This is a genomic window from Kribbella deserti, from assembly GCF_042434725.1.
Classification (GTDB): domain Bacteria; phylum Actinomycetota; class Actinomycetes; order Propionibacteriales; family Kribbellaceae; genus Kribbella; species Kribbella deserti.
Window position 1 is genome coordinate 633,237 of the sequence record NZ_JBHLTC010000018.1, and the last position, 25,423, is coordinate 658,659.

The 25,423-nt window shown below is 67.8% G+C and carries 25 protein-coding genes; 10 read left to right on the forward strand and 15 right to left on the reverse strand.

Going from position 1 to position 25,423, the window contains the following annotated elements; translation table 11 throughout:
* The first annotated feature begins 73 nt into the window (after positions 1-73).
* Genes cobT through ACFFGN_RS16230 form a run of 3 tightly spaced genes read left to right on the forward strand, consistent with a single transcriptional unit; the run spans position 74 to position 3,257 of the window.
* Positions 74-1,156 carry a nicotinate-nucleotide--dimethylbenzimidazole phosphoribosyltransferase gene (gene cobT, locus ACFFGN_RS16220; protein ID WP_380048240.1) on the forward strand — a complete coding sequence of 361 codons (1,083 nt, stop codon included), beginning with the start codon at positions 74-76 and terminating at the stop codon, positions 1,154-1,156.
* The gene (cobA, locus tag ACFFGN_RS16225; protein ID WP_380048242.1) at positions 1,153-2,409 is read left to right on the forward strand and encodes a uroporphyrinogen-III C-methyltransferase; all 1,257 of its coding nucleotides are present in this window, start codon (positions 1,153-1,155) and stop codon (positions 2,407-2,409) included. The genes cobT and cobA overlap by 4 nt, the downstream gene beginning before the upstream one ends.
* The gene (locus ACFFGN_RS16230) at positions 2,406-3,257 is read left to right on the forward strand and encodes a TrmH family RNA methyltransferase (protein WP_380048244.1); all 852 of its coding nucleotides are present in this window, start codon (positions 2,406-2,408) and stop codon (positions 3,255-3,257) included. Before cobA ends, ACFFGN_RS16230 begins: the two co-directional genes overlap by 4 nt.
* Here the strand turns inward: ACFFGN_RS16230 and ACFFGN_RS16235 are convergent.
* A complete protein-coding gene (locus ACFFGN_RS16235) occupies positions 3,219-3,785 on the reverse strand; it encodes a hypothetical protein (protein WP_380048246.1) in 567 nt (188 codons plus the stop codon). The genes ACFFGN_RS16230 and ACFFGN_RS16235 overlap by 39 nt on opposite strands.
* Before the next feature lie 148 nt (positions 3,786-3,933).
* Between ACFFGN_RS16235 and ACFFGN_RS16240 the strand changes: the two genes are divergently transcribed.
* Complete coding sequence (locus ACFFGN_RS16240; RefSeq protein WP_380048247.1) at positions 3,934-4,491, forward strand: AAA family ATPase; 558 nt, start codon at positions 3,934-3,936, stop codon at positions 4,489-4,491.
* Positions 4,492-4,507: 16 nt separating this feature from the next.
* Here ACFFGN_RS16240 and def read toward each other — a convergent pair whose 3' ends face one another.
* Positions 4,508-5,107: a peptide deformylase gene (gene def / locus ACFFGN_RS16245; RefSeq protein WP_380048248.1), complete on the reverse strand. Its 600-nt coding sequence runs from the start codon at positions 5,105-5,107 to the stop codon at positions 4,508-4,510.
* A 60-nt stretch (positions 5,108-5,167) separates the two neighbouring features.
* Complete coding sequence (locus tag ACFFGN_RS16250; protein WP_380048250.1) at positions 5,168-5,977, reverse strand: LLM class F420-dependent oxidoreductase; 810 nt, start codon at positions 5,975-5,977, stop codon at positions 5,168-5,170.
* 98 nt (positions 5,978-6,075) lie between these two features.
* Here ACFFGN_RS16250 and ACFFGN_RS16255 point away from each other — a divergent pair, with 98 nt between their 5' ends.
* The 3 genes from ACFFGN_RS16255 (at position 6,076) to ACFFGN_RS16265 (ending at position 9,174) form a co-directional block, all read left to right on the forward strand.
* A complete protein-coding gene (locus tag ACFFGN_RS16255; RefSeq protein WP_380048252.1) occupies positions 6,076-6,576 on the forward strand; it encodes a DinB family protein in 501 nt (166 codons plus the stop codon).
* A gap of 68 nt (positions 6,577-6,644) precedes the next feature.
* Positions 6,645-8,141, forward strand: coding sequence for a carboxylesterase/lipase family protein (locus ACFFGN_RS16260; RefSeq protein WP_380048254.1), 1,497 nt, complete (start codon positions 6,645-6,647; stop codon positions 8,139-8,141).
* Positions 8,142-8,184: 43 nt separating this feature from the next.
* On the forward strand, positions 8,185-9,174 hold the full coding sequence (locus tag ACFFGN_RS16265; protein ID WP_380048256.1) for an SMP-30/gluconolactonase/LRE family protein: 990 nt from the start codon (positions 8,185-8,187) through the stop codon (positions 9,172-9,174).
* Here the strand turns inward: ACFFGN_RS16265 and ACFFGN_RS16270 are convergent.
* Entirely contained in the window at positions 9,171-9,962 is a 792-nt protein-coding gene (locus ACFFGN_RS16270; RefSeq protein WP_380048258.1) for a dioxygenase family protein, read from the reverse strand. The two genes, ACFFGN_RS16265 and ACFFGN_RS16270, sit on opposite strands and share 4 nt — an antisense overlap.
* 79 nt (positions 9,963-10,041) lie before the next feature.
* On the reverse strand, positions 10,042-11,820 hold the full coding sequence (locus ACFFGN_RS16275; protein WP_380048260.1) for a BCCT family transporter: 1,779 nt from the start codon (positions 11,818-11,820) through the stop codon (positions 10,042-10,044).
* A 120-nt stretch (positions 11,821-11,940) separates the two neighbouring features.
* Here ACFFGN_RS16275 and ACFFGN_RS16280 point away from each other — a divergent pair, with 120 nt between their 5' ends.
* Positions 11,941-12,822: an LLM class flavin-dependent oxidoreductase gene (locus ACFFGN_RS16280; protein ID WP_380048262.1), complete on the forward strand. Its 882-nt coding sequence runs from the start codon at positions 11,941-11,943 to the stop codon at positions 12,820-12,822.
* Here the strand turns inward: ACFFGN_RS16280 and ACFFGN_RS16285 are convergent.
* Together ACFFGN_RS16285 and ACFFGN_RS16290 are read right to left on the reverse strand one after the other, a co-directional pair.
* Positions 12,819-13,307: a DUF6328 family protein gene (locus ACFFGN_RS16285; RefSeq protein WP_380048264.1), complete on the reverse strand. Its 489-nt coding sequence runs from the start codon at positions 13,305-13,307 to the stop codon at positions 12,819-12,821. The genes ACFFGN_RS16280 and ACFFGN_RS16285 overlap by 4 nt on opposite strands.
* Before the next feature lie 90 nt (positions 13,308-13,397).
* Positions 13,398-13,601 (reverse strand): cold-shock protein, encoded by a 204-nt coding sequence (locus tag ACFFGN_RS16290; RefSeq protein WP_325057449.1) that lies wholly within the window; start codon positions 13,599-13,601, stop codon positions 13,398-13,400.
* 474 nt (positions 13,602-14,075) lie between these two features.
* Here ACFFGN_RS16290 and ACFFGN_RS16295 point away from each other — a divergent pair, with 474 nt between their 5' ends.
* On the forward strand, positions 14,076-14,348 hold the full coding sequence (locus tag ACFFGN_RS16295) for a protealysin inhibitor emfourin (RefSeq protein ID WP_380048750.1): 273 nt from the start codon (positions 14,076-14,078) through the stop codon (positions 14,346-14,348).
* A gap of 62 nt (positions 14,349-14,410) precedes the next feature.
* Here ACFFGN_RS16295 and ACFFGN_RS16300 read toward each other — a convergent pair whose 3' ends face one another.
* The 3 genes from ACFFGN_RS16300 to ACFFGN_RS16310 all read right to left on the reverse strand — a co-directional run bounded on the left by ACFFGN_RS16300 (position 14,411) and on the right by ACFFGN_RS16310 (position 17,198).
* On the reverse strand, positions 14,411-16,036 hold the full coding sequence (locus tag ACFFGN_RS16300) for a beta-N-acetylhexosaminidase (protein WP_380048267.1): 1,626 nt from the start codon (positions 16,034-16,036) through the stop codon (positions 14,411-14,413).
* A 70-nt stretch (positions 16,037-16,106) separates the two neighbouring features.
* The gene (locus ACFFGN_RS16305) at positions 16,107-16,880 is read right to left on the reverse strand and encodes a fructosamine kinase family protein (RefSeq protein WP_380048269.1); all 774 of its coding nucleotides are present in this window, start codon (positions 16,878-16,880) and stop codon (positions 16,107-16,109) included.
* Between the two features lie 33 nt (positions 16,881-16,913).
* The gene (locus ACFFGN_RS16310; RefSeq protein WP_380048271.1) at positions 16,914-17,198 is read right to left on the reverse strand and encodes a YiaA/YiaB family inner membrane protein; all 285 of its coding nucleotides are present in this window, start codon (positions 17,196-17,198) and stop codon (positions 16,914-16,916) included.
* Between the two features lie 145 nt (positions 17,199-17,343).
* Here ACFFGN_RS16310 and ACFFGN_RS16315 point away from each other — a divergent pair, with 145 nt between their 5' ends.
* Complete coding sequence (locus tag ACFFGN_RS16315; RefSeq protein WP_380048273.1) at positions 17,344-17,736, forward strand: VOC family protein; 393 nt, start codon at positions 17,344-17,346, stop codon at positions 17,734-17,736.
* A gap of 79 nt (positions 17,737-17,815) precedes the next feature.
* Here the strand turns inward: ACFFGN_RS16315 and hrpA are convergent, their stop codons facing one another.
* The 5 genes from hrpA to ACFFGN_RS16340 form a co-directional block, all read right to left on the reverse strand.
* Positions 17,816-21,784, reverse strand: a complete 3,969-nt coding sequence (gene hrpA / locus ACFFGN_RS16320) for an ATP-dependent RNA helicase HrpA (RefSeq protein WP_380048275.1) — start codon at positions 21,782-21,784, stop codon at positions 17,816-17,818.
* 136 nt (positions 21,785-21,920) lie between these two features.
* On the reverse strand, positions 21,921-22,310 hold the full coding sequence (locus ACFFGN_RS16325; RefSeq protein WP_380048277.1) for a universal stress protein: 390 nt from the start codon (positions 22,308-22,310) through the stop codon (positions 21,921-21,923).
* 33 nt (positions 22,311-22,343) lie between these two features.
* Positions 22,344-23,906: a tripartite tricarboxylate transporter permease gene (locus ACFFGN_RS16330; RefSeq protein WP_380048279.1), complete on the reverse strand. Its 1,563-nt coding sequence runs from the start codon at positions 23,904-23,906 to the stop codon at positions 22,344-22,346.
* Positions 23,903-24,403, reverse strand: a complete 501-nt coding sequence (locus tag ACFFGN_RS16335) for a tripartite tricarboxylate transporter TctB family protein (protein ID WP_380048281.1) — start codon at positions 24,401-24,403, stop codon at positions 23,903-23,905. The genes ACFFGN_RS16330 and ACFFGN_RS16335 overlap by 4 nt, the downstream gene beginning before the upstream one ends.
* The gene (locus tag ACFFGN_RS16340) at positions 24,400-25,410 is read right to left on the reverse strand and encodes a Bug family tripartite tricarboxylate transporter substrate binding protein (RefSeq protein WP_380048283.1); all 1,011 of its coding nucleotides are present in this window, start codon (positions 25,408-25,410) and stop codon (positions 24,400-24,402) included. Before ACFFGN_RS16340 ends, ACFFGN_RS16335 begins: the two co-directional genes overlap by 4 nt.
* Positions 25,411-25,423: the final 13 nt, after the last annotated feature.

The window sequence follows — 25,423 nt, forward strand, 5'->3', positions numbered from 1 at the left end:
GGCCGGTGGGTGCGAAGATGCGGGTGGACAGTCGAAGGGACCACCCGTGGTGGGGCCTGTGAAAGGGAGTGCGGTGGAGAGGTATCTGACCCGGATCGAACCGGCCGACGAGGCGGCGATGCGTGCGGCGACCGAGCGGCAGCTCGCGCTCACGAAGCCGGCCGGCTCACTCGGTGTGCTGGAGGAGCTGTCGATCCGGGTGGCCGGAATGACGGGCGTCTGCCCTCCGGCCGTACCGTCCGCCGCCGTGGTGTCGGTGTTCGCGGCCGACCACGGGGTGCACGCGCAGGGGGTGTCGCCGTGGCCGCAGGAGGTCACCGCCGGCATGCTGGCCAACTTCACCGCCGGTGGTGCCGCGGTCAACGCCTTCGCGGCGAACAACCGGGTCGACGTACGAGTGGTGGATGTCGGCGTCGCGGCGGACGTGAGCGGGCTCGACATCGTGCACGCCAAGGTGCGGCCCGGAACGCGCGATATGTCACAAGGCCCGGCGCTCACCGGCGACGAGGTGATGGCCGCGATCCAGGTCGGATTCGACCTCGCGGACCAGCTCGTGCGCGATGGATACGGCTGCCTGCTCACCGGTGACATGGGCATCGCGAACACGACGGCCTCGGCCGCGCTGATCGCCACCTTCACCGGGACCACGGCCGATGACGTGACGGGCCGGGGGACCGGGATCGACGATCGGACCCTGGCGCACAAGACCGAGGTGGTCCGCTCCGCGCTGATGCTGCACGACGTACCCGCGACGGACCCGGTCGGCGTGCTGGCGGCGTACGGCGGACTGGAGCACGCCGCGCTCGCCGGGTACATCCTCGGTGCGGCGGCGAACCGCGTGCCGGTGATGCTCGACGGGGTCATCGCGGGCGCGGCCGCGCTCGTCGCGCAGGCGATTCACCCGGCGGCGATCGACTACTGCGTGGCGGGGCATCGTTCGGCCGAGGCGGGTCACGCGGTGGCGTTGAAGGCGCTCGCGCTGCAGCCGCTGGTGGATCTCGACCTGCGACTCGGGGAGGGTACGGGCGCGGTACTGGCCTATCCGATCCTGAGTTGCGCGGTGCGGGCCCTGGCCGAGATGGCGACGTTCGAGAGCGCCGGGATCGACGATCAAGCGGAGGCCGGTCAAGGCCCTGCCGAAGGAGAACAGGCATGAGTGAGCAGGCGCCGTACCTGTCCGGTCTGGTGCTGACCGATCGCCGCGTGGTGGTCGTCGGCGGTGGCGGTGTCGCGCAGCGGCGGTTGCCCCGGCTGCTCGAGACGGGCGCGCGGATCGATCTGATTTCGCCCGCGATCACGCCGACCATCGAAGGCCTGCTGGGCAATCCGTCGCTGAACTGGATCCAGCGCGGGTACGTCGAGGGCGATCTCGAAGGCGCCTGGTACGTGATCGTCGCCACCGACGTAAGCGAGGTCAACGACCAGGTGTCGACCGAGGCGGAGGGGCGCCGGATCTTCTGTGTACGGTCCGACGACCGCTCCCGCGCCACGGCATGGACGCCGGCCTCGGGCCAGCACGACCACGTCACCATCGGCGTACTCGGTGGAGGCGACCACCGCCGCTCGGCCGCCGTACGGGACGCGATCCTCGAAGAGCTTCGTACGGGCGCACTAGGCGCGCGTGACTCCGTCGACAAGTCCGCCGGGGTTTACCTGGTTGGAGGCGGTCCAGGCGATCCGGACCTGATTACCGTGCGAGGGCGGCGCCTACTGGCTGAGGCTGACGTAGTGGTTGCGGACCGGCTTGCGCCGCAGCAGCTGTTGGAAGAGCTTCACCCCGATGTGGAGCTCATCGACGCCGCTAAGCTTCCGCGGGGTCGTGCCGCCCAGCAGGAGGAGATCAACCGGATCCTGGTGGATCGCGCCCAACAGGGCAAACTCGTGGTCCGGCTGAAGGGCGGCGACTCGTACGTCTTCGGCCGCGGCTTCGAAGAGGGCATCGCGTGCGCCGAGGCCGGAGTGGCGTGGACCGTGGTTCCCGGGATCACCAGCTCGATCTCGGTTCCAGCCGCCGCGGGGATCCCGGTCACGCATCGCGGGGTGGCGCATGAGTTCACCGTCGTCTCCGGTCATATCCCGCCGGGTCATCCGGATTCGCTGGTCAACTGGGAGGCGCTCGCGCATCTGCGCGGCACGCTCGTACTGCTGATGGCGGTGGAGAATCTGCCGGAGATCGCGAAAACTCTTATCCGGTACGGCCGGGACGCGAGTACGCCCGCCGCCGCGATCGCCGACGGCACGTTGCCCGGTCAGCATTCGGTCACGTCCGACCTCGGTGGAATCGCCGCCGCGATGGCTGACGCCGGCGTGGGCGCGCCCGCGATCGTTGTCGTCGGCAACGTTGTCGCCGTCGCCGACGAGCTACGCCGGGAAGCGGTACGCCGTACGGCCGAGGCCGCCGCGGAGTGAGCCGGCTGATCCCGATCACCGACGCGGCGGACGAACGCCTCGGTGACTACGTCAAGCTGCGCGAGGTGAGCCTGCGCAAGTTGCTCGAGGCGGAGCACGGGTTGTTCATCGCCGAGGGCGACAAGGTGATTCGCCGGGCGGCCGAAGGTGGTTACGAACCACGCTCGTTCCTGCTGGCCGAGCGCTGGCTGGCCTCGCTCGAGGACGTACTCGCGCGCTGGCCGGAGGTGCCGGTGTACGTCGTGTCGCCCGAGCTTGCCGAAGAGGTGACGGGTTTTCACGTTCACCGCGGCGCCATCGCGTCGTACCACCGGAAACCGGCGCCGGACCTCGGCACCATGCTCGAAGGCGCGCGCCGGGTGGTCATCCTGGACGACATCGTCGATCACCAGAACGTCGGCGCGATCTTCCGCAACGCGGCCGGCCTCGGGGTGGACGCAGTACTGGTCACGCCGGGCTGCGCCGATCCGCTGTACCGGCGGTCGGTGAAGGTGTCGATGGGCACGGTCTTCCAGATCCCGTGGACCCGGCTGACCTCCTGGCCGGCTGATCTCGAACGCGTCCGCGAGCACGGTTTCGTGACCGCGGCCCTGGCGCTGAACGACGACTCGATCACCCTCGACGACCTGGCCGCCCGCGAGCTGCCGAAACTGGCCCTGCTGTTCGGCACCGAAGGCCACGGCCTCAAAAGCCACGTCCTCGACGCGACCGACCTGACCGTGCGAATCCCCATGTCCGGCAACGTCGACAGCCTCAACGTAGGCGCCGCCGCCGCCGTAACCTTCTACGCCACCCGCCCCCCTGACGCATCAGCCGGGGTGGGCGTCGTTTTGGAGTTGGGGGAGTAGGGCCAGGTTGGAGGTGGGGGCCAGGGGGCCTTCGCCTAGGCCGGGTAGGCCGTAGCGGGTGAGGAAGTCGAGCATGTCCTGTTCGTGGTGATTGCCCAAGCGGGTCAGGCGTTCGGCGAGCAGTACGTCGCGGGGCGAGCCGTGCTCGGGGTAGTCGATCTCGTCGAGTTGCGCGAGTAGTTCGTTGCAGCTGGTGGCGTCACCGAGCGGCGGTAGGCCGGCGCGGACGTTGTGGATCAGGGCGAGGCCGAACGCGGACGGCAGGACGCACCTGCTCCATTGCAGGTGTTCCACCGTGACGCTGCCGGTATGACCGGCGAGCTTGCCCGCGAGGGCGCGCATTCGGGCGATGGTCGGGCCGTTGGACCAGACAAGCTGCCAGTCCTTGCCGAACCAGTACGGCGAGGTGGTCGGCCGCCAGCGGAGGCTGACCGGCACACCGGTGAGCACGGTCAGCCGGTGCGCGAAACGGCTGATCTGCCGGCCGTCGCGATTCGGGCGACCGGTTCGAACGGGTAAGCGGGTCATCGAGCAGACCTTCGAGCAAGCGCGTGCAAACGGGCAGCGTTTTTGGACCCAGCACGCGAATATCGCGACGGTACCCCAGGGTGGTACTGAAATCCACGACCGGCGGCGCGCCGAAAATCAGTTGAGACGCAAGGCAGACTAATGACTCATGAGTAGCCGAGTCATCCTCGTAACAGGCTTGCAGGCATCAGGAAAGAGCACTGTGGCGCCCATGTTGGCGAAACGGCTCGGGCCTCCCGCAGCGGCCTTGGACGGCGACGTGTTCTACACGATGGTCAAGTCCGGGAACGTCGACATGACGCCCGATCCGGACCCTGAGGCGCTACGCCAGCTACAACTGCGGTACGACGCCTCCGCGCTGGTGGCTCGCCAGTACGTGCAAGCGGGCTTCGACTTCGTCTGCAGCGAGATCATCATGGGCGAGCACCTGGTTCGCTGGATGGACCAGGTGGGCGACGTCGAGAAGCACCTGGTGGTCCTGAACCCGTCGACCGAGTCGATCGTGGCCCGGGAGCTCGGCCGCGGCAGCGCGGCGTACGAGGACTGGCTGGCGGCCGGGATGGACCTCGCGGCCTCGGTGGACTCCATGCGCGCCGAGCTGGTTGCGATGCCCCAGCGCGGTCTGTGGCTCGACACGACCGAGATGACCGCTGAGGAAGCGGTCGAGGCCATCCTCGCGGACGGTCTCGCCGCATCGAAGTACTGACTGCCCGGCGTACTGACTACTCGGCGTCGGTGAGCTCGTTCTCGGGGTCGTAGATCGGGCTCACGGGCCAGTCGGCCGGGTAGTGCGGGGCCAGTTCCTCGGCCTCGGCGAACAGGCGCTTGCGGTACTTGCGGGACAAACGGTCGCCGAAGACCGTGCCCTGGGTGTGATCGGTCTCGTGCTGCAGACAGCGCGCGAGCAGGCCGTTGCCCTCGAAGGTGACGGGCTCGCCGTTCTCGTCGACACCGGTGACGCGGGCCCAGTCCGGCCGGGCGCACTTGGTGAACGCGCCGGGCAGCGACAGGCAGCCCTCATCGCCCTCGTCGAGCTTGCGGTCCTTGCCCTCGACGACCTCGACCGTCGGGTTGCAGACCACACCCTGATGCCGAACGCCGTCCGCGTCCGGGCAGTCGAACACGAACAGCTGCAGGTCCACGCCGACCTGGTTCGCCGCGAGGCCGACGCCCTCGGCGGCGTTCATCGTCGCGACCATGTCCGCGACCAGCTTTTTCAGCTGGTCGTCGAAGGTCGTGACGGGCTTGCAGAGCTGGTGCATGACGGGCTCACCCCAGCGGGTGATGGGCAGAACCGTACCGTCGGTGGGAAGCGTGGGCATGCCGGAATCCTAGCGGCTGCGCCCGGAAAACCTGACGGCGGTTCTCCGGGCGCGGGCACGCTACTTGTTCTGCTCGTCGCGCCAGCTGATCCACTCGCGCAGCAGGCCGAGGTCGTAGTCCGGACCGCTCGCGCTGACCGTGAACAGGCGGGTACCGACGTCGAGCAGGCCCTGGCCGACCTTCTCCGGCGAGTCGCTGACGGCCACCGACCGCTCGATCTCACCCGGGTCGCGGCCGACGTCGGCGCAGTGCTGGTCGAGTACGGCGTGCTTGTGCGCGACGGTCTCCGCGTCACCGAAGCCGTGCCAGATCGTGGCGTGCTTCGCGACCAGCTTGAGCGTCTTCTTCTCGCCACCGCCGCCGATCAGCACGGGGATGTTCCGCGTCGGCTGCGGGTTGAGCTTGCTCAGGCGCTGCTCGATCCGCGGCAACGCCTCGGCCAGGATGTCCAGCCGCCCACCGGCGGTGCCGAACTCGTAGCCGTACTCCTGGTAGTCCTTCTCGAACCAGCCCGAACCGATACCGAGGATCAGCCGGCCGTTGCTGATGTGATCGACCGTGCGGGCCATATCGGCCAGCAGCTCGGGGTTGCGGTAGGAGTTGCAGCTGACGAGCGCCCCGATCTCGACCCGCTCGGTGGCCTCGGCCCACGCGCCGAGCATGGTCCAGCACTCGAAGTGCAGACCCTCGGGCTCACCTGACAAGGGATAGAAGTGGTCCCAGTTGAAAACGATGTCGACCCCGGCCTCTTCGGCGGCTGCGACGGCTCGCCGGATCTGGCCGTACTCGGCGTGCTGGGGCTGGACCTGGAATCCGATCCGCACCGGGAACGCACCGTAGGGACGACTGCTGGATTCGGTTGATGTCATATCACCGAGCCTATCTCCGGATTCCAGCCGATCAGTAGACCAGCGCTTCCGGCCAGTGCAGTGGGAAAGTGTCGGTGCCTCCCACTAAGTTTCCGGGTATGGAGAACGACACTCGCCCCGAGCCTCCGATGAACGCCGAAGAGAAGGCCACGATCGTCGGCTTTCTTGAGTTCCTCCGTGCCACGCTCCGCTGGAAATGCGAGGGCCTGACCCCGGAGCAACTCGGCCTGCGCGCCGTCGAGCCGTCCCAGCTATCCCTGCACGGGCTACTGCGCCATCTCACCGAGGTGGAGCTCAGCTGGTTTGTGGAGTGCTTCACCGATGAGCCTCTCGTGTATCCGTACACGGCGTCCAACCCCGGCGGCGACTGGAACGACCTCGACCCCGCTTCGTACGCCGCTGACCTCGAGCGGTACGACGCAGCCGTCGCGAAGGCGCGCGCCATCGTCGACGAGCTCGAACCAGGCACCTTGGGCAAGTGGCGCGACGAGCCGATCACCTTGCGCTGGGTGCTGACCCACATGGTCGAGGAGTACGGACGCCACTGCGGCCACGCTGACCTGCTGCGCGAACGCATCGACGGCGCGACCGGCGAGTAGTGCGTCCGCCAAGCGGACCGAAAGGCTTCGCGTCGACACGAAGCTGTTGACGCCGCAGTATTACTGGCATGCAGCCGACGGTCGTACTGAGCACGGGCAAGATTCGCGGGCGGACGGTCGGCGGCGTTTCCGCGTTCCTCGGCATTCCGTACGCCGAGGCACCGATCGGCCCGTGGGCTTTCGCGGCGCCCCGGCCGGTCCGCGCCTGGGACGGCGTGCGGGACGCGATCACCCTCGGGCCAACGGCGCCTCAACCGAGTTACCAGCCGCCGTACGATCAACTGCTGGCGAATCCGTTCATCGACGGGCCGGACTTTCTCAACCTGAACGTCTGGGCCCCCGCGGACAGCGAAGGCCTGCCGTCGGGCGAAGGCCTGCCGGTGATGGTGTGGCTGCACGGCGGCGCCTTCCGGAACGGCTCGAACGCGGTGCCGACGTATGACGGCACCGCGTTCGCGCGCGACGGCGTCGTGCTGGTGAGCGCGAACTACCGGCTCGGGGTCCAAGGCTTCGGCGTGGTTCGGGACGCCCCGGCCAATCGCGGGCTGCTCGACCAGCTCGCGGCGCTGGCCTGGGTGCAGGAGAACGCCGCCGTGTTCGGAGGCGATCCCGCGCGGGTGACGGTTTTCGGTGAATCGGCGGGCGGGATGAGCGTTGCCACGTTGGTCTCGATGCCGGCGGCCCGCGGGTTGTTCCATCGCGCGATCGTGCAGAGCGGTTCCGCCCAGGCCGTCGCCGAACAAGCCGACGCCGCCAACGTCACGCTGGAGGTGGCGAAGCGCCTGGGCGTGGAGCCCACCGCGGAAGGCCTCGGCAGTGTCGCCGTACCGGCGTTGATCGCGGCCCAGGGCGACGTCGCGGCGGAGCTTCGGGCCCGGCCGGATCCGCAGCGCTGGGGACGGACCACCATCTCGGCCGGATTCGGCGTGATGCCGTTCTTCCCGGTGATCGACGGCCGGCTCATCTCGAGGATGCCGCTCGACGCGATCATCGACGGCGAGGGCCGGGACGTCGACCTGCTGACCGGGACGACCAGTGACGAGTTCAGGCTGTTCATGGTCCCTACGGGCGTTGCTGCGGGTCTCCCGGCCGAGGCGCTGCCGCAGGCGCTCGCGCAGCTGGGGATCGATCCGGCCCTTGCTGGCGTCTACGCGGCCAACAGGCCCCGGCAATCGCCTGGCGACGTACTGGCCGCCATAGTCACCGACGGGTTCTTCACGATGCCCACGGTCCGATTGGCCGATGCGCACGCCTCGACCGGCGGCAAGTCGTTCATGTACGAATTCGCTTGGCCAAGTCCGCTAGGTGGTTTGGGCGCTTGCCACGCTCTGGAGATCGGTTTCGTCTTCGACACTTTGGGGGAAGCTGCTGCCCGGCTTACCGGCCCCAACCCGCCGCAATCCCTAGCGGACGAGGTTCACGGCGCCTGGGTTTCGTTCGCGGCGACCGGTGATCCCGGCTGGGGGCGGTACGGCAATGGCGCGCGGCCGGTCCTGCGGTTCGACCACCCGGAGTCATGCCAGGTGGAGAACCCGCGCCCCGACGAGCTGGCCCGCTGGCAGTGACACTCGTGGCGCCGCCAAGCCCATCGCCACTAGGGTTTGCGGCATGAGCCCCAAGTCGAGCATCACCCCTGTTCGCTGGACCCCGCCGCCCGCCGTACCGCCCGGCAACAAGAAGGCGATCGCCGTGACGGTCGTACCGATGCCAGGCGAGGGCCCCGAGGACACCCTGCTCGATGCCGAAGGCAACATTCTGACCGGCTTACTGGACGGCCGGATTCTGCGCATCAGCGCCGATCGCAAGACCATCACCGAGCTCGCGAACACCGGCGGCCGCCCACTCGGCCTGGAGTGGCTGCCCGACGGTGCGGTGCTGGTCTGCGACGCCGGGCGAGGCCTGCTCCGACTGGATCTGGCCAGCGGAAACGTGGAGACACTCGCCGCGTCGGTCGACGGCGTGCCGATGAAGTTCTGCAACAACGCGGCGGTCGCGCCCGACGGCACGATCTACTTCACCGACTCGTCCACCCGGTTCAGCGTGGACGAGTGGATGGCGGATCTGCTCGAGCATTCCGCCACCGGCCGCCTCTTCCGCCGTACGCCGGATGGTGTGCTGACCAAGCTCGCGGACGGTCTGGCATTTCCGAACGGCGTGACGTTGAGCGCCGACGGGAACACCTTGTTCTTCGTGGAAACGGCCGGTTACCGGCTGCTCAAGCTGGACCTGACGACCGAGGGCGCGCGGCCCGAGCAGATGCTGATGCTGCCGGGACTTCCGGACAACATCTCGACCGGTTCCGACGGCCTGATCTGGATCGCGATCGGCTCACCGCGCAACGCCCTGCTGGACTTCCTGCTCGACAAACCGCCGGCTCTGCGCAAGGTGATCTGGGCGTTGCCGGACGCGGTGAAGCCGAAGGCCGCGTCGGTGATCGACATCCAGGCGTACGACGAGACCGGCCGGCTGGTGCACGACCTGCGCGGGCGGCATGCCCAGTTCCACGGGCCGACCAGCGCCCGCGAGGCCGACGGCTTGGTCTGGCTCGCCAGCATCATGGGCACCAGCCTCGCCGTCTTCGACGTACCAAAGGTCTAGCCGATCTGCCACGACCGCTTCGACAGGCCGTACCAGAAGCCTTCGATCACGCTGTCGGCCTTGTCCAGCTCGTGTTCGGCCGCGCCGAGCGTGACGAACAACGGCGCGAAGTGCTCGGTCCGGGGATGGGCGATGGTCGCGGCCGGTGCCTTGTGCAGGAAGTCGATCAGCGCGTCCACGTCCTGCTCCGCCAAGGCCCGCTCCGCCCAGTCGTCGAACTCCTTCGACCAGGCGGGCGGGGTGTGGCCGGCGTCGCGGCTCATGTTCAGCCCGCTCAGGTTGTGCGTGGTGAAACCGCTGCCCACGATCAGCACGCCCTGGTCGCGCAGCGGAGCCAGTTTGCGGCCGACCTCGTACAGCTTCAGCGGGTCCAGCGTCGGCATCGAGACCTGCAGGACCGGAATATCCGCGTCCGGATACATCTCCTTCAGCGGCACGTACGCGCCGTGGTCGAGACCGCGATCGGGGTCGTCGTACACGGGTGTCGCGGGGGAGTGCAGCAGCTTGCGGACCTGGTCGGCGAGCTCGGGCGCTCCCGGAGCGGCGTACTCCACTTGGTAGTAGCGCTCCGGGAACCCCCAGAAGTCGTAGACCAGCGGCACGGTCTGAGTGGCGGCCAGCGTGAGCGGCGCCGCCTCCCAGTGAGCGGACACGATCAGGATGGCCGTCGGCTTGTCCAGCCGCGCCCCGATCCCGGCGAGCTCCCGGGTCCAGACGCGGTCGTCGGCCAGGGGCGGCGCGCCGTGGCTGAGGTAGAGCACCGGTGTCCTGGCAATGGTGTCGCTCATGGTCGTGCCTCTCACGTCAGTCCGCGCTGTCACCTACTCCCAACGTAGTTGAACACTAAACATATTCCCAGTGACCGGATCAGGGCTTCGGTGGTGGTACCTCGCCGCGCGGTTGCTCCGACTCCGGGAACTCCGGCTCCGCGTGCTCGACGCCGTTGCCCTTCACCACGAGCACGAAGTCGTCGCCGTGGGCGCTGACGCCGTCGATCACCGCCTGCTCGATCGCTTCGGTACCGAGTTCCTTGCGCAGCATCAGCGGGTCGGTGCGCAGGTCCTTGGTCAGTGCCACCGCGAGTCCGACCATCACGATCGCGAACGGCAGCGCCGCGACGATGGTGATGTCCCGCAACCCGGTCAGCGCCTCGGCGCCACCGCCACCGGACAGCAGCATCACGGCCGCGACGGCACCGGTGAGACAGCCCCAGAAGATGACGAGCGCCTTCTTCGGCTCGATCGCACCGCGCGAGGATAACGTGCCCATCACGATCGAGGCCGCGTCGGCGCCGGAGATGAAGAAGATCGCGACCAGTACGACGACCAGCACGACCGTGATCGAGCTCAACGGCAACGTGTCGAGCAATCCGAACAGCTGGGCCTCCGGAGTGCTCTGCCCGGCCAGGTCCACCCCGTTGCGCTGGGTGTCGATCGCCGCGCCGCCGAAGACGCAGAACCACACCAGGCTGACCAGGCTCGGAACCAGCAGCACACCGGTGACGAACTGGCGGATGGTGCGGCCGCGGCTGATCCGGGCGATGAACATACCGACGAACGGCGTCCACGAGATCCACCAGGCCCAGTAGAAGACGGTCCAGCCCGACAGCCACTTGGCCATCGCGTCGCCACCACTGGCCTCGGTTCGCGCCGCCATGGAGGCCAGGTCGCGGAAGTAGTCGCCGATCGCGGTCGGTACCAGATTGAGGATCAGCACGGTCGGGCCGACCACGAACACGAACGCGGCCAGGGCGACCGCCAGCACCATGTTCAGGTTCGACAGCCATTGGATGCCCTTGGCAACACCCGACACCGCGGAGGCCACGAACGCGGCCGTCAGCACGGCGATCACGCCGATCAGCACGGCGTTCCCGGTGTGGTCGAGCCAGCCGAGAATCTGTACGCCGGAGCCGATCTGCAACGCGCCCAGGCCGAGCGACGCGGCCGAGCCGAACAAGGTGGCGAAGATGGCGAGCCCGTCGATCACCTTGCCGACCGGGCCCTCGGTACGGCGGCCGAGCAACGGCGCGAAGGCCGCGCTGATCAGCTGCGAGCGGCCGCGGCGAAAGGTGCCGTAGGCAATCGCTATACCGACCACGGCGTAGATCGCCCACGGGTGCAGGGTCCAGTGGAACAACGTGGTCGCCATCGCCGTCTGCAACGCCTCCGGCGAACCGGCCTCGACCGTACGCGGCGGCGGGCTGGCGAAGTGGGCCAGCGGCTCGCTCACGCCGTAGAACATCAGGCCGATGCCCATGCCCGCGCTGAACATCATCGCGACCCAGGACACGGTTTTGAACTCGGGCTCTTCGTCGTCACGGCCGAGCGGAATCCGCCCGTACCGGCCGGCTGCGAGCCAGATCACAAAGACGACAAATCCCGATGCCAGCAGCACGAACAGCCAGCCGGTGTTGTGCTCGACCCAGCTCAGGGCCGAGCCGGACGCGCTGCCGAGACTGCTCGCGTCGGCGAATCCCCAAGCCACGAAGGCCAGGGCGATCAGCGCGGTGACACCAAAAACAACGGTGTCCAGACCGGAGCCGCGACTTCGGCTGCCGGGTGGTGGGGGGGTGACAAGGGCCGGGTGCTCGTTGTGCTCGTTGCCTGGTTGCTGGCTCGGTTGATCGATCCGGGTGCCGATGGCCACAGCTGAATCACGCCTCGCTTCGGCGCGCCTCCTTATTCTCATCTGGAAAACAACCTTTCGACCGTGCCGGACAACGATGCAAAAAGCAACTTTCCCAGCCGCGCGTCTAGGCTGGATGCCATGCGTTTCGGAATCACGATCCTGCCGGAGTACACCTGGGCCGAGGCCGCGCCGAAGTGGCGACGGGCCGAGGAACTCGGCTTTGATCACGCCTGGACCTACGATCATCTGACCTGGGGTGGCCTGCCGGACCACCCCTGGTACGGCACCACGCCGACGCTGACCGCGGCCGCGCTGGTCACCGAGCGGATCCGCCTTGGGACATTCGTCACCTCGCCGAATTTCCGCCACCCGCTGTCGCTCACCCGCGAGATCCTCGCGCTGGACGACATCTCCGGGGGCCGGTTCGTCTGCGGTATCGGGTCCGGTGGTGGCATCGACTCGACCATTCTCGGTGGCGATCCGCTCACGCCGCGTCAAACCGTCGACCGGCTGGCCGAGTTCGTGGCCCTGCTGGACCGGTTGCTGCTCGAGGACGGCGTGACGGTCGAAGGCGAGTACTTCAGCACCAACAACGCCCGCACCCGGCCGGGCTGTATCCAGCAGCCGAGGGTGCCGTTCGTCATGGCCGCGAACGGCCCGCGCTCATTGCGGCTCGCGGTCAAGTACGGCGCCGGCTGGGTCACCACCGGGCGGAAGTCCGACGACTTCGAGACCTGGTTCGCCTCGGTGGAGGAGCTCAGCGCGAAGCTCGACGAGACCCTCGCCAAAACGCCCAAGCCGGGCTTCGAACGCCATCTGGCCCTCGACTCCGCCCGCTACTCCCTGTCCAGCCCGGAGGCCTTCGAGCACGTCGTACGGCGGGCGCACGGGCTCGGGTTCACCGACGTGATCACGCACTACCCGCGCGCCGAAGGCGTGTACGCCGGATCCGAGGAGGTTCTCACCGAGGTGGCCACCTCGGTCATCCCGCGCCTCCGCAAGGAACTCGCTTATACCTAGCGGCTGGCGGCGCGTTTGACCCAGGCGGGCACGACGTACCAGAGCACGACGAACCAGCTGAGCACGAGGCCGCACACGATCAGGGCGGTGGAACGGGACAGTACGACGTCCAGCGCGAGTAGCAGACCACCCGCGATCGCGGCGACGAGGAAGATCAGGCCGGCCGCGGCCATCTTGTCGGCCATCGGGATCATCAGGTGCCGCACGCGCTGCTGGAACACGATCCGGTGGAACGACACCGGTGCGAGGAACAGCCCCATCGCCAGTGCCGAGGTGATCAAGGTGCCGGCGAAGACCATCTTGGTGAAGTCGTCCGCATCCTGGAAACGTGGCTGGAAGGCGATGCTGAGCAGGAAGGCGAAGAGGATCTGCGTGCCCGTCTGCGCGAGGCGAAGCTCCTGGAGCAGTTCGTTCCACTGCCGGTCGAGGCGCTCGGCGTCGTTCTCGTCGTGACGGGTGTACGGGGCGTTGGGCGGTTCGTTCACCTGCCCATCCTGGCCCAGGACAGGGGAAGGGGCCACACACCGGAGTGTGTGGCCCCAACCTTTTGTTCTGTCTCGCTCAGACCGGAAAGGTCACAGCGGGCGGATGTTCTCCGCCTGCAGGCCCTTCTGGCCCTGGGTGATCTCGAACTCGACCCGCTGGTTCTCGTCCAGCGAGCGGAAGCCCGAGGTCTGGATGGCCGAGTAGTGCGCGAACACGTCCGCGCCGCCGTCATCCGGGGTGATGAAGCCGAAGCCCTTGTCAGCGTTGAACCACTTGACAGTACCGACAGCCATTGTTGTCTATCTCCTTGATGGCTTGTAACAAACCGCGACCCACACCTCATGAGCCGCGTGTCGCCGAAAGGCCCCAGACGACAAAACCGGCCATGCAGCACAGCGAAAGTCAATGGGAGTCCAAAACTGCAACGCGATAACTGTAACCGATTCGGGGGCTCGTGTGGGGGGTCAACTTCGACTCGTGTCGCGGAAAGTTGTGACCTGTAGCGCTGTGTCGTGGCGCCCGTTTGTGGGTACGGGCCGACGGCCCCGGTCTGCCGCCGACAACGAAACCCCCGCCGACCTGCTGATATATCACCGGACGCGTTATCGGCCGCTCATCCCTGCCAGACAAGGACGGACAGCCGAAATCGGCCGTCCCGGCGTGTCGCGACGGCCGTCGAAGGCCCGCGGGGTGCCCGGGTACTGGACAGTTAGGTCGCTCGGGCTCGATCGTGAGGGCTGAGCCGAGATGGTGGGAGCTGGTTGACGGTGATTGTGACGGTCGTACGCAGTGGCGGATTCGCGGGTCTGGTGGCCCGGGGTGAGGTCGATACGAACGAGGCCGAGGACGGCGGTCGGCTGGAGGAGACCGTACGGCGGTTGGAGGCGGCTCAGCCCGGCGGAGGCCGTCCCCAGCCCGACAGGTACATCTACCGCCTACAGGTTCGTCCAGAGCCCGAGGCGGCCGCTACGGAGATCACCGTGGCCGAGCAGGACCTGGACCCAGACCTAGCCTGGCTGGTCGACCGGGTCCTGGGGTGACCTAGACGTACGACGGCCGGGGTCTCCGCACGCAGAGGTCCCCGGCCGCCTAGAGCGTGTACTCAGCGCCAGGCGATCTCCGGCGCGCGGTAGAAGTTGACGCTCAGCGCGTCCCAGCGAGAGCCCTGGGCCGCCAGGCGGTCCTTGTAGGTGTCCCAGCCGAGGTCGGCCTCCTTGGACCAGCCGAGCTCCGCAATGCCCGGCAGGCGCGGGAACGCCATGAACTCGACCTTGTCGATGTCGTCCAGCGTCTCGCTCCACAGCGGGGCCTCGACGCCTGCGATGGAGTTGGCCGGCAGGTTCGGGATCAGCGTGGACGGGTTCCACGAGTACGACTTCTCAACCGGAACGAGCCCGGCCCAATCGAGCCCGTACGGCGTACTCGCGTTGTACTTCATGTCCAGGTAGGCGCGGTTCGCGGGGGAGAGTACGACCTTCGCGTTCTGCGCGGCCGCCTTGCGGGCGAGTTCCTGCGAGCGGGCGTCGTCGGTACCCCAGTACTGCGCGATACTCCCGGCCGGCAGCGGTGTCTCCGCGATCTCCTGCCAGCCCATCACCGACTTGTTCTGTGCCGTGACCAGCGCGGATGCCTTCGGCAGGAAGTCCAGGTACTCCTGGTGCGGGGTCGAGTGGGCCTCGTCACCACCGAGGTGCAGGATCGGGCCCGGGTTCTGCTGGGCCACCTCGCGGAAGACGTCACCGAGGAAGTCGTACGTGATCTGCTTGGTCGTGCACAGCGAGCTGAAGCCGACGGCGGTGCCGGTGTACAGCGGCGGGGCGACGCCGTTGCAGTTCAGCTGCGCGTACGACGCGAGGGCCGCGTTGGTGTGCCCCGGAGTGTCGATCTCCGGGATCACCGTCAGGTAGTGCTCGGCGGCATACCGCACGATCTCGGCGTAGTCGGCCTTGCTGTACGAACCGCCAGGCGTGCCGCCGACCTCCAGGCTGCCGCCGTACGTCGTGAGGCGTGGCCAGGAGTCGACCTGGATCCGCCAGCCTTGGTCGTCCGAGAGGTGCAGGTGCAACTTGTTGAGCTTGTAGAGCGAGACCAGCTCGATGTAGCGCTTGACCTCGGCCACGGAGAAGAAATGGCGAGACACGTCCAGCATGGCGCCGCGGTACTCGTACCGGGGCTGGTCCGCGATTGCGACGCCCTGCACCTGCCAGGGACCGGCCTGCCGGGTGGCCGCCTCGGCCTTCGCGGGCAGCAGCTGGCGCAGGGTCGTGACGCCGCGGTAGAGCCCTTCCGGCGTCGCGGCGATCACGTCGATGCCGGAGCGGTCGGACCGCAGCGTGTAGCCCTCGGCGCCGAGCGAGGCCGGGCCGTTGGTGGACAGCGTGATCGCGGCATGGCGTGAGCCGACCACCGGAAGCGGATAGCCGGTCGACCGGCGCAACTGGCCGGCCAGCTTGCCGGCGATCTTTCGGGCGGCCTTGGCCTCCTTGACCGACGTCTGGACGCCGACGTGGCTCCAGCGGTCCAGGGTGAAGGTCTGACCGGCCAAAGCGCGCTGCGACGAGGGCTTCGGGATCAAGCCGGGCGCGCTGCTGGTGACGGCTGTCTGCTGACCGGGGGAGACTGCCGCGGCGGTCGCCCCGGCCGCGATTCCCGCAGGAGCGGCAAGCGCGAGGGCGGTGACGATGCTGACGAAGGATGGGCGGCGACGAGGGCGGGCGTGTCGACTCATGGCCGAAAGTGTTCGACTGATGACTCTGCGAGTCAAGAGTAAGCATTCACCATTTGGACAACTCCCTGCTTTAGTCGTACTTGCGGGCCATCGCCAGCGCCCTCGGCACGTAGGCGGCGCCGAAGATGACAACGTGCGTGAGCAACGGGTGGAGCTGGTGCAGGCCGATCCGCGACCACCAGCCGTCCGCGAGCGGATGGACCTCGTTGTAGCCCCGCAGCACCCGCTCGAGCAGGGGGAATCCGAACAGGTCCAGCATGGCGAGATCCGTCTCGCGGTGGCCGCCGTGCGCCGCGGGGTCGATCATGGTCACGCCATCGGCGCACCAGACCGCATTGCCCGACCACAGATCACCGTGCACCCGGGCAGCACCATCGGCCGGGTCGTCGTACCCGCCGCTCTCGAGCCGGGCGCACAGCTGGTCGAAGACGGCCAGGTGGCTGTTGTCGATCAGGCCGCGGTCATATGCCTGGCGCAGGTACGGCCGGAGGCGGAACTCCGCGTAGAACGCGCCCCAGGCGGCGACGGGGGTCAACGCGTGCGGAAGTGGGATGGGCCCGATGAAGCCGTCGGTCTGCCAGCCGTCGGGCGGTACGCCGAACCACCTGGCGCCGGCGTCGTGCGTCACCGCGAGACGCCGGCCGAACTCTTCGGCCAGCAGGCCCGTCGGTGGAACGGGCGAGAGCTTGGGCGTGGCCAGCCGGCCGGGGGAGACCTCCAGCGGAGGCACCACCGGCACTCCGCCGGGCACGGCCAGCCAGCGCAGGCCGGCCGCCTCGACCTCGAAGAAGCCCGCCGGGGCGCCGGCCTGCTCCTTCACGAAGACGGACTCCGGGAGCGTCATGGCCGAACTCTGCCAGGTCCCACCGACAGGGTGTTACTTCACGCTGAACGGGTCGTGCTCGGCGAGCAGCTTGTCCACCCGGGCCTGGTCCAGCCGCTGCACCAGCACGCTGCTTTCCTGGGCGTCGCGGATCACCTTCGCGAGCATGAACGACGAGGTGACCAGGTACATCGTGCCCAGGCCGAGAAAGGCCCGGATCCAGGTGTCCACCGGCAGGTACAGCACGCCGACGAGGACGGAGACCAGGGCGATGCCGAACGAGATCGCGGCCTGGGCGTAGAAGGCGGTGGTGTTCTTCGTGTTCGAGGGAGTGTCCATGCGGGTAAGCCTGTCGGGGCCGCGGGACGTGCGCATGAGTGTGACTACTCAACAAGCCGTGTTGATAGCTGCGAACTGTCGGTGCGACCTGTCATTGTTCTCGTCGGCAAGACAACACCGTCTGCAGAGAGGGACGTGGAAACAGATGTCACAGGTAACACAGGAGTCGAGCCCCATCCTCGGGCGACTCGACCCGGTGGTACTGGACTGTCAGCACCCGCGCGAGCTGGCCGGGTTCTACTCGGCGCTGCTCGGCCAGGAGCTCGACCCGAACGGGGATGACGACTGGCAGAGCCTTGCCGAGCCGGGCCTGTCCCTGTGCTTTCGACGGGTGGAAGGGGCCGTGCCACCACCGTGGCCGGTCAGCCGCCCGCACTTGGATCTGATCGTGGAGGACTTCGCCAGTGGCCATGCGACGGTGACCCGGCTGGGCGCGGTTCCGCTCGACCCGGTCGAGCCGCCGCCGGCCGAGGGGGATCGCCGGCAACGGGTGTATGCCGATCCGGCCGGCCACGTCTTCAGCCTTTGGCTCGACTGACCCGCTACTGACCTGACCGGGGCACGGTCCGAGCCGCCACCGAGCGACTCGAACCGTGCCCCGCGGCATGCCCGGCTGGCTAGGCCGTCGTCAGGGCCTTGCGGATGCGCTTCTCCGAGACCGGATACGGCGTACCGAGGGTCTGGGCGAACAAGCTGATGCGAAGCTCCTCGAGCATCCAGCGGATGTCCAGCAGCTCCGGGCTCGGATACTTGCCCGCCGGTACGGCGTTCAGCCGGCGCTGGTAGTCCTCGGTCAACGCGTGCACGAGGAACATGCCCTGGCGGTCGCGTTGCGGGTTGGACGCCACCTTGTCGAGGCGCTGTTCGATGCCCTTCAGGTACCGCACCAGATCCGGCAGCCTGGCGGCACCGGCCTCGGTGATGAACCCCCGGTGCACCAGCCCGTTGAGCTGGCCCCGTACGTCGGTGAGGGCCTGGAGCAATGCCGGACTCGCCGCGCGGGAGATCTGCTTGTCGACCGCCCGGGCCGACGCGAGCACGGTCGCCACCTGGTCGAGGATCGCGAGCACGGTATCGGCCAGCTCGGACCGGACGGCGTCGCGCAACCGGCCGAAGTCCTCGCGGTTCCAGACGGGCGCGCCGTTGTCGCGCATCAGCTTGTCGACCGCCGCCGTGACACAGTCGTCGAGCAGGTCGCCGACGTTCTTGTGCGGGTTGTTCGTCAGCGTCACCTTCTGCTGGTTCGTCAGATTGCGCTGTACGACCTCGATCACCGACGGCATCGTGAGCTGCAGCAATCGGCGCAGTCCCAGCCACATGGCGGCGGCCTGGTCCCGCTCGGACTCCTGCAACCGGACGGCGACGCTGTTGCCTTCGTCAACGAGGGCCGGAAACCCTGCCACCGTTAGGCCGCCGCGTTGCTCGGAGAAGCTCTGCGGCAGCTCGTCGAACGTCCAGTCGGTCAGCCCGCTACGCTCCAACCCCCTGACGGCCTTCGCAGCCACCTGGGAGATCGCGGCCTTCGTCTTCGGCTTGAGCTGTTCCTTCAACCGGCCGAGATCCTTGCCCTCGGCCACCTTCCGGCGCTTCTCGTCGATCACCCGGAAGGTCATCCGCAGGTGCTCGGGCACACGCGACCAGTCCCAGTCGTCCTCGTCGATCACCACGCCGCGCAGCTCGCGCAGTTCCCTCGCGAGGACCTCGGTCAGTGCACCTGCGCCCTGGATGAGGTTCGGAAGCACCTGCCGGGCGTGGTCCGGCGCCGGCACGATGTTGCGGCGGATGTGCTTGGGCAAGGACTTGATCAGCGCGGTGACAAGTTCCTCGCGCAGGCCCGGGATCGACCACTCGAACCCGTCGGCGCTGACCTGGTTCAGGACCAGCAGCGGGATGTGCACGGTCACGCCGTCCGCGTCGGTGCCCGGCTCGAACGCGTAGGTGAGATCGAAGACCATGCCGCTCTGCGTCCAGTTGGTCGGGAAGTCCTCCACCTTGACCTCGGCGCCTTCACGGACGACCAGCGATCGCTCGAAGTCCAGCAGATCCGGATCGGCCTGCCGGGCCTCCTTCCACCAGGTGTCGAAGTGCCGCCCGGTGACGACGTCCGCGCCGATCCGTTCGTCGTAGAAGGCGAACAACGTTTCGTCGTCGGCCAGCAGGTCCCGGCGCCGGGTCCGTTCCTCCAGTTCCTCGACCTCTTCGATCAGCTTGCGGTTCTCGTGCCAGAACTTGTGCCGGGTATCCCAGTCACCCTCGACCAGGGCGTGCCGGATGAACAGCTCGCGGGCGACCACGGGATCGATCCGCCCGTAGTTGACCTTGCGCTGAACCACGATCGGTACGCCGTACAGCGTGACCTTTTCGTACGCCATCACCGCGCCGGCTTTACGTTCCCAGTGCGGTTCGGAGTACTGGCGCTTGACTAGATGCGCCGCGAGTTCCTCGGCCCACTCCGGCTCGATCCGCGCGTTCACCCGGGCCCACAGCCGCGAGGTATCGACCAGCTCGGCCGCCATCACGAACTGCGGGGGCTTCTTGAACAAGGTCGAGCCCGGGAACACCGCGAACCGGGCGTTGCGGGCGCCGATGTACTGGTGCTGGTTGGCCGGGTCCTTCATGCCGATGTGCGAGAGCAGTCCCGCGAGCAGCGAGACATGCACGCGTTGCGGATCGGCGGGCGCGCCCGTGTTGAGCGTGACGCCGATCTGGGCCGCGACCTGGCGGAGCTGGGCGAAGATGTCCTGCCATTCGCGCACGCGTAGGTAGTTGAGGTACTCGCTCTTGCACAGCCGGCGGAACTGGTTGCCGGAGAGCTCCTTTTGCTGTTCCTTCAGGTAGTTCCAGAGGTTCAGATAGCCGAGGAAGTCCGAGTTGGGGTCACGGAACCGCGCGTGCTGCTGCGCCGCCTGGGCCTCGGCGTCGGTCGGGCGCTCGCGCGGGTCCTGGATCGACAACCCGGCGGCGATGACCATCACCTCCCGCACGCAGCCGTTGCGATGGGCCTCGACCACCATCCGCGCCAGCCGCGGGTCGAGCGGGATCTGCGCGAGCTGCCTGCCGATCGGGGTGAGGCGCTTGCGCGGGTCCTTCTGGGCCGGGTCGATCGCGCCCAGCTCGGTGAGCAGCTGCAGGCCGTCGGTGATGCTGCGCTTGTCCGGTTCGTCGATGAACGGGAACTTCGCGATATCGCCGAGGCCGATCGACGTCATCTGCAGGATGACCGAGGCCAGGTTCGTGCGCAGGATCTCCGGATCGGTGAACTCGGGGCGGCTCTCGAAATGCTCTTCGGAGTACAACCGGATGCAGATGCCGTCGCTGGTCCGGCCGCAACGGCCTTTGCGCTGGTTGGCGCTGGCCTGGGAGACCGGTTCGATCGGAAGGTGCTGGACCTTCGTACGATGCGAGTACCGGCTGATGCGCGCCGTACCGGGGTCGATCACGTACTTGATGCCCGGCACGGTGAGCGAGGTCTCGGCGACGTTCGTGGCGAGCACGATCCGGCGGCCGGGATGCGACTGGAAGACCCGGTTCTGTTCGGCGTTCGACAGCCGGGCGTACAGCGGCAGTACCTCGGTGTTGCGCAGGTTGTGGTCTCGCAACGCGTCGGCGGTGTCGCGAATCTCGCGCTCGCCGCTGAGGAAGACCAGTACGTCGCCGTCCGGTTCCAGGGCCAGCTCGTCCACGGCGTCGATAATCGCCTGGGTCTGGTCCCGGTCGATCGTGGACGGATCGTCCGGGTCGTTGATCGGGCGGTACCGCACCTCCACCGGATACGTCCGGCCGGACACCTCGACGATCGGGGCGGGCTTGCCGTCGGCGTCGGCGAAGTGCTCGGCGAACCGCTCGGGATCGATCGTCGCCGAGGTGATGATCACCTTGAGGTCGGGACGGCGGGGGAGCAGTTGGCGCAGATACCCCAGGATGAAGTCGATGTTGAGACTGCGCTCGTGCGCCTCGTCGATGATGAGCGTGTCATACCGGCTGAGGTCGCGGTCGCGCTGGAGTTCCGCCAGCAGGATGCCGTCGGTCATCAGCTTGATCAGGGACCGCTCGGACACCTTGTCGGTGAACCTGATCGCGAAACCGACGGTGTCGCCGAGTTCCGTACCGAGCTCGGAGGCGATCCGGTCGGCCACGGTTCGCGCGGCCAGCCGCCGGGGCTGGGTGTGCCCGATGAAGCCCTCGACACCCCGGCCGAGTTCCAGGCAGATCTTCGGGATCTGGGTGGTCTTGCCCGAACCGGTCTCACCCGCGACAACCACTACCTGGTGATCGCGAATGGCCTCGGCGATCTCGTCCTTGAGCTGGCTGACCGGAAGCTGCTCGGGATACGTGATCTCCGGTACGGCGTTCCGGCGCAGCGCGACGTGTTCCTCGGCCTTCGCGAACGCCATCTCGATCTCCGCGAACGCCTTCGCGCGTTTACCAGGCTCGCGAATCCCGCGGATCCGCTCGAGCCGGCGCCCCAGCTGCTCCGCGTCGTACCGCGTGAGCCCACTGAGGCGCTTCGCCAACTCGCCGAGGGACGGAGAGGTGGGGTCGGCGGACTGGCTGTCGTTCGGCGATTCGATCCGGGCATCAGGCATGGCACCCCAAGGATAGGTGGCGCCTGGTGGCGTCACATCCGAGTTTCCCGTCCGCTTGGTCACAAGGGTCCGATGAACGCCGACACGCCGCGTCACAAGCGTCCGATGAACGGAATACCGACACGGCGTGGGGTGGTTAGGCTTTGACGGCTAGGACTGGGATCGGGGATTCGAGCAGGATGCGTTGGGCGGTGCTGCCGAGGATGAGTTTGCCTACTGGGGTTCGGCGGCGCAGTCCGATGATGATCAGGTCGACGTTTTCCTCGACGGCGGCGTTGAGCAGTTCGGTCGCGACGTCGCCGCCGCCGACGCCGTGGCGGATCGTGACCTCGAGGCCTCGTTCGCGCAGGTTGGCCTCGGCGGTGTCGAGCTCGGCCTGGTTCGCGTAGCGGTCGTCGACGTAGGCGTCGCCGCGGCTGGTGTTGACCAGAACGATCGTGGCGGACCGTCGGACCGCCTCGGCCGCGGCGGCCTCCAGAGCGGCTTCGCCTTCCGGTGTCGGTACGTAGCCGACCAGGATCTTCATCGTCGCTCCATCCCGCCAAGATAGCCGCGCATGTCAGTCGTCCTCGCCAAACGTCAGCCGGTCGCGGGCCGGCTGGGTGCCGCGCAGTTTGGCGATGATCCTCGGCAGGTACGGCACGAACAGCGCCAGCACGGTCAGCACGATGATGATCGCGCTCAGCGGGCGGGTGACGAACACACTCAGGTCACCGTTCGAGATGACCAGTGAGCGGCGGAACTGCTCTTCCATCGTCGGCCCCAGGATGACGCCGAGAATGACCGGCGCGATCGGGAAGTCCAGCTTGCGCATGAAGAACCCGGCCACCCCGATGAGCAGCGCCATCAGGACCTCGTAACCACTGCCGGACAGCGAGTAGACGCCGAGACAGGCGAAGACCAGGATGCCGGCGTACAGCAGCGGCCGCGGCACCTTCAGCACCTGGACCCAGATCTGGATCAGCGGCAGGTTCATGATCAGCAGGATCAGGTTGCCGACGTACAGCGAGGCGATCAGCGTCCAGACCAGCGTGCCCTCGTTCTCGAACAGCTGCGGCCCGGGTTGCACGTTGAAGATCTGGAACGCCGCCAGCATCACCGCGGCGGTCGCAGACGTCGGCAGACCAAGTGTGAGCAGCGGCACCAGCACACCCGAGAACGACGCGTTGTTCGCCGCCTCGGGCCCGGCCACGCCCTCGATCGCGCCATTGCCGAACTCGTCCGGGTGCTTCCGCCCGGCCTTACGGGCCCGACGCCGCTCGATCGTGTACGACAGGAACGTCGGTACCTCGGCACCACCCGACGGAATCGCGCCGAACGGAAAGCCCAGCGCCGTACCGCGCAGCCAGGGCGCCCACGAGCGAGCCCAGTCGGACCGGCTCAGGTATCCCGTCCGCAGCCGGCCCTTCTCCAGCGGCGCGACCCGGTCCGGCGTACCGCGGAGCTTGGACGCCACGTGCAGGGTCTCGCCGATCGCGAACAGGCCGACGATCACGATGACCACGTCCACGCCGTCGAGCAGGCGCAGCGTGCCGAAGGTGTAGCGCGGCGCGCCGGACAGGCCGTCGAGGCCGATCAACCCGATGAAAAGGCCGACGGTCAGCGACAGCAGACCGCGTACCAGCGAGTGCCCGACAAGCGCGGTGACCGCGACCATCGCGAGCAGGGTGATCGCGAAATAGTCGGTCGCCTGGAACTGGCCGGCCAGGTTGCCGATCGGCTTCGCGACGAAGGTCAGCAGCACGGTCGAGATGGTCCCGGCGATGAACGAGCCGATCGCCGCCGTGGCCAGGGCCGCCCGGGCCCGGCCCTTCAGGGCCATCTTGTGACCCTCGATGGCGGTCGCGACCGAGGACGATTCGCCCGGGGTGTTGATCAGGATCGAGGTGGTCGAGCCGCCGTACATCGCGCCGTAGTAGATCCCGGCGAACATGATGAACGCGCCGATCGGATCGCTGAAGTTGAAGGTGATCGGCAGCAGCAGCGCGATCGTCAGGGCCGGGCCGATGCCGGGCAGGATGCCGACGATCATGCCGAGCGTGACGCCGAGTACGGCCCACAGCAGGTTCATCGGCGCGAGCACGGTGCCGAACCCGTGCAAGAGGTCCCCGAAGACGGTCACAGCCCCAACACCCCCTCAGGCAGCGAGATGTCCAGGAACTGCGTGAAGGCGACATAGACCAGTACGGACAGTACGACGGCCACGATCGCGTCACGCCAGGTATTACGGCTACCGAGCACCCGGGCGGCTCCGAAGAACAGCAGCAAGGTGGCGAGGATGTACCCGAGTGGTACGACCAGGAAGGCGTACAACACGAGTAGTACGGCGATCGCGACGGGTTCAAACCACGTACGGTCGCTCTTGGCGGCCGCTCGCGGCGAGCGAAGGCCCTCCACGAGATAGGCCAGCGACAACAGCACCCAGGCCGACGTGACGATCAACGGGAAGAACCTCGGCCCGGCGGGATCGAGGCCCTTCGGACTGCGGATGTCGAAGACGCCGATCAGGAAGGTCACGCTCAGCACCACCAGCACGATGGCGGCGATGATCCGGACCGGTCTCGACGCTTCCACGTCGGTGTCGTCGACGTCAGGGGAGGTTTCCTCAGCAACGCTCATACGATGCCCAGCTCCTTCAGCAGCGCCTGCACCCGGGTGGTCTCCTCGGCGATGAAGGCCGTCGCCGCGTCACCGGTTCGATAGAAGTCCGTCCAGCCCTGCTTCTTGCGGATCTCGGCCCAGGCCGGGGTGTCGTGCGCCTTCGTGACGAACTCGATCAGCTTCTGCCGGTCCGCGTCTGGGATGTCCGGTGGCGCGACGATGGCCCGCCAGTTGAGCACCTCCGCGTCGTACCCCTCGGACTTCAGCGTCGGCAGGGCCTTGCCGGCGATGGTGATCGGCTCGGTGCCGGTGGTCGCGAGCACGCGCATCTTGCCCGCGGTGATCTGCTCCTCGAACTCGCTCACGCCGGAGATACCGACAGTGACGTCACCGGACAAGATCGCGGCGGTGGCCTCGCCGCCGCCGGAGTAGCTGATGTACTTCACCTTGGACGGATCGGCGCCCGCGGCCTTGACCAGCGTGCCGGCGGTGATGTGATCGGTGCCGCCGATCGTTCCGCCGCCCCAGCTCACCGAAGTCGGGTCGGCCTGGTACTTCGCGACCAGGTCCTTCAGCGTCTTGATCGGCGAGTCGGCCTTCACCACCAGCACCTCCTGCTCGGCGGTGATGGTCGCGATCGGGGTGGTGTCGGTGAGCGTGATCTGCGATTCGTTCAGCGTCAGCGCGCCGACCATCACCAGCCCGGTGATCATCAGCGTGTGCGGGTCCTTGCGGTTCTTGGTCGCCAGCTTCGAGATGCCGACCGCACCGCCCGCGCCGGTCACGTTCACCACCGAAATAGAGCGATCAGGCAACAATTTCTCGTTCTGGATGACATGCTGGAGCTGTCGCGCCGTCAGATCCCAGCCACCACCGGGCGCGGCCGGCACCATGATCTCGACGTTGCGCGACGGGAACGGGCCCGCGACGCTGCCGCCCTCGAGCGCGGCACAGCCGCTGACCAGCAGGCTCGCCACCAGAACGCCGAGACCAGCGGTACGTCGGATGGGCCGGTGGGTAGGCATGGTCACCTCCGGT

Bases quoted from the DNA above. Each gene is read 5' to 3' on its own strand.
- cobA (WP_380048242.1), top strand. From the start codon at position 1,153: ATGAGTGAGCAGGCGCCGTACCTGTCCGGTCTGGTGCTGACCGATCGC.
- ACFFGN_RS16235 (WP_380048246.1), bottom strand. From the start codon at position 3,785: ATGACCCGCTTACCCGTTCGAACCGGTCGCCCGAATCGCGACGGCCGG.
- ACFFGN_RS16240 (WP_380048247.1), top strand. From the start codon at position 3,934: ATGAGTAGCCGAGTCATCCTCGTAACAGGCTTGCAGGCATCAGGAAAG.
- def (WP_380048248.1), bottom strand. From the start codon at position 5,107: ATGCCCACGCTTCCCACCGACGGTACGGTTCTGCCCATCACCCGCTGG.
- ACFFGN_RS16250 (WP_380048250.1), bottom strand. From the start codon at position 5,977: ATGACATCAACCGAATCCAGCAGTCGTCCCTACGGTGCGTTCCCGGTG.
- ACFFGN_RS16255 (WP_380048252.1), top strand. From the start codon at position 6,076: ATGGAGAACGACACTCGCCCCGAGCCTCCGATGAACGCCGAAGAGAAG.
- ACFFGN_RS16260 (WP_380048254.1), top strand. From the start codon at position 6,645: ATGCAGCCGACGGTCGTACTGAGCACGGGCAAGATTCGCGGGCGGACG.
- ACFFGN_RS16265 (WP_380048256.1), top strand. From the start codon at position 8,185: ATGAGCCCCAAGTCGAGCATCACCCCTGTTCGCTGGACCCCGCCGCCC.
- ACFFGN_RS16270 (WP_380048258.1), bottom strand. From the start codon at position 9,962: ATGAGCGACACCATTGCCAGGACACCGGTGCTCTACCTCAGCCACGGC.
- ACFFGN_RS16280 (WP_380048262.1), top strand. From the start codon at position 11,941: ATGCGTTTCGGAATCACGATCCTGCCGGAGTACACCTGGGCCGAGGCC.
- ACFFGN_RS16290 (WP_325057449.1), bottom strand. From the start codon at position 13,601: ATGGCTGTCGGTACTGTCAAGTGGTTCAACGCTGACAAGGGCTTCGGC.
- ACFFGN_RS16300 (WP_380048267.1), bottom strand. From the start codon at position 16,036: ATGAGTCGACACGCCCGCCCTCGTCGCCGCCCATCCTTCGTCAGCATC.
- ACFFGN_RS16305 (WP_380048269.1), bottom strand. From the start codon at position 16,880: ATGACGCTCCCGGAGTCCGTCTTCGTGAAGGAGCAGGCCGGCGCCCCG.
- ACFFGN_RS16310 (WP_380048271.1), bottom strand. From the start codon at position 17,198: ATGGACACTCCCTCGAACACGAAGAACACCACCGCCTTCTACGCCCAG.
- ACFFGN_RS16315 (WP_380048273.1), top strand. From the start codon at position 17,344: ATGTCACAGGTAACACAGGAGTCGAGCCCCATCCTCGGGCGACTCGAC.
- hrpA (WP_380048275.1), bottom strand. From the start codon at position 21,784: ATGCCTGATGCCCGGATCGAATCGCCGAACGACAGCCAGTCCGCCGAC.
- ACFFGN_RS16325 (WP_380048277.1), bottom strand. From the start codon at position 22,310: ATGAAGATCCTGGTCGGCTACGTACCGACACCGGAAGGCGAAGCCGCT.
- ACFFGN_RS16335 (WP_380048281.1), bottom strand. From the start codon at position 24,403: ATGAGCGTTGCTGAGGAAACCTCCCCTGACGTCGACGACACCGACGTG.
- ACFFGN_RS16340 (WP_380048283.1), bottom strand. From the start codon at position 25,410: ATGCCTACCCACCGGCCCATCCGACGTACCGCTGGTCTCGGCGTTCTG.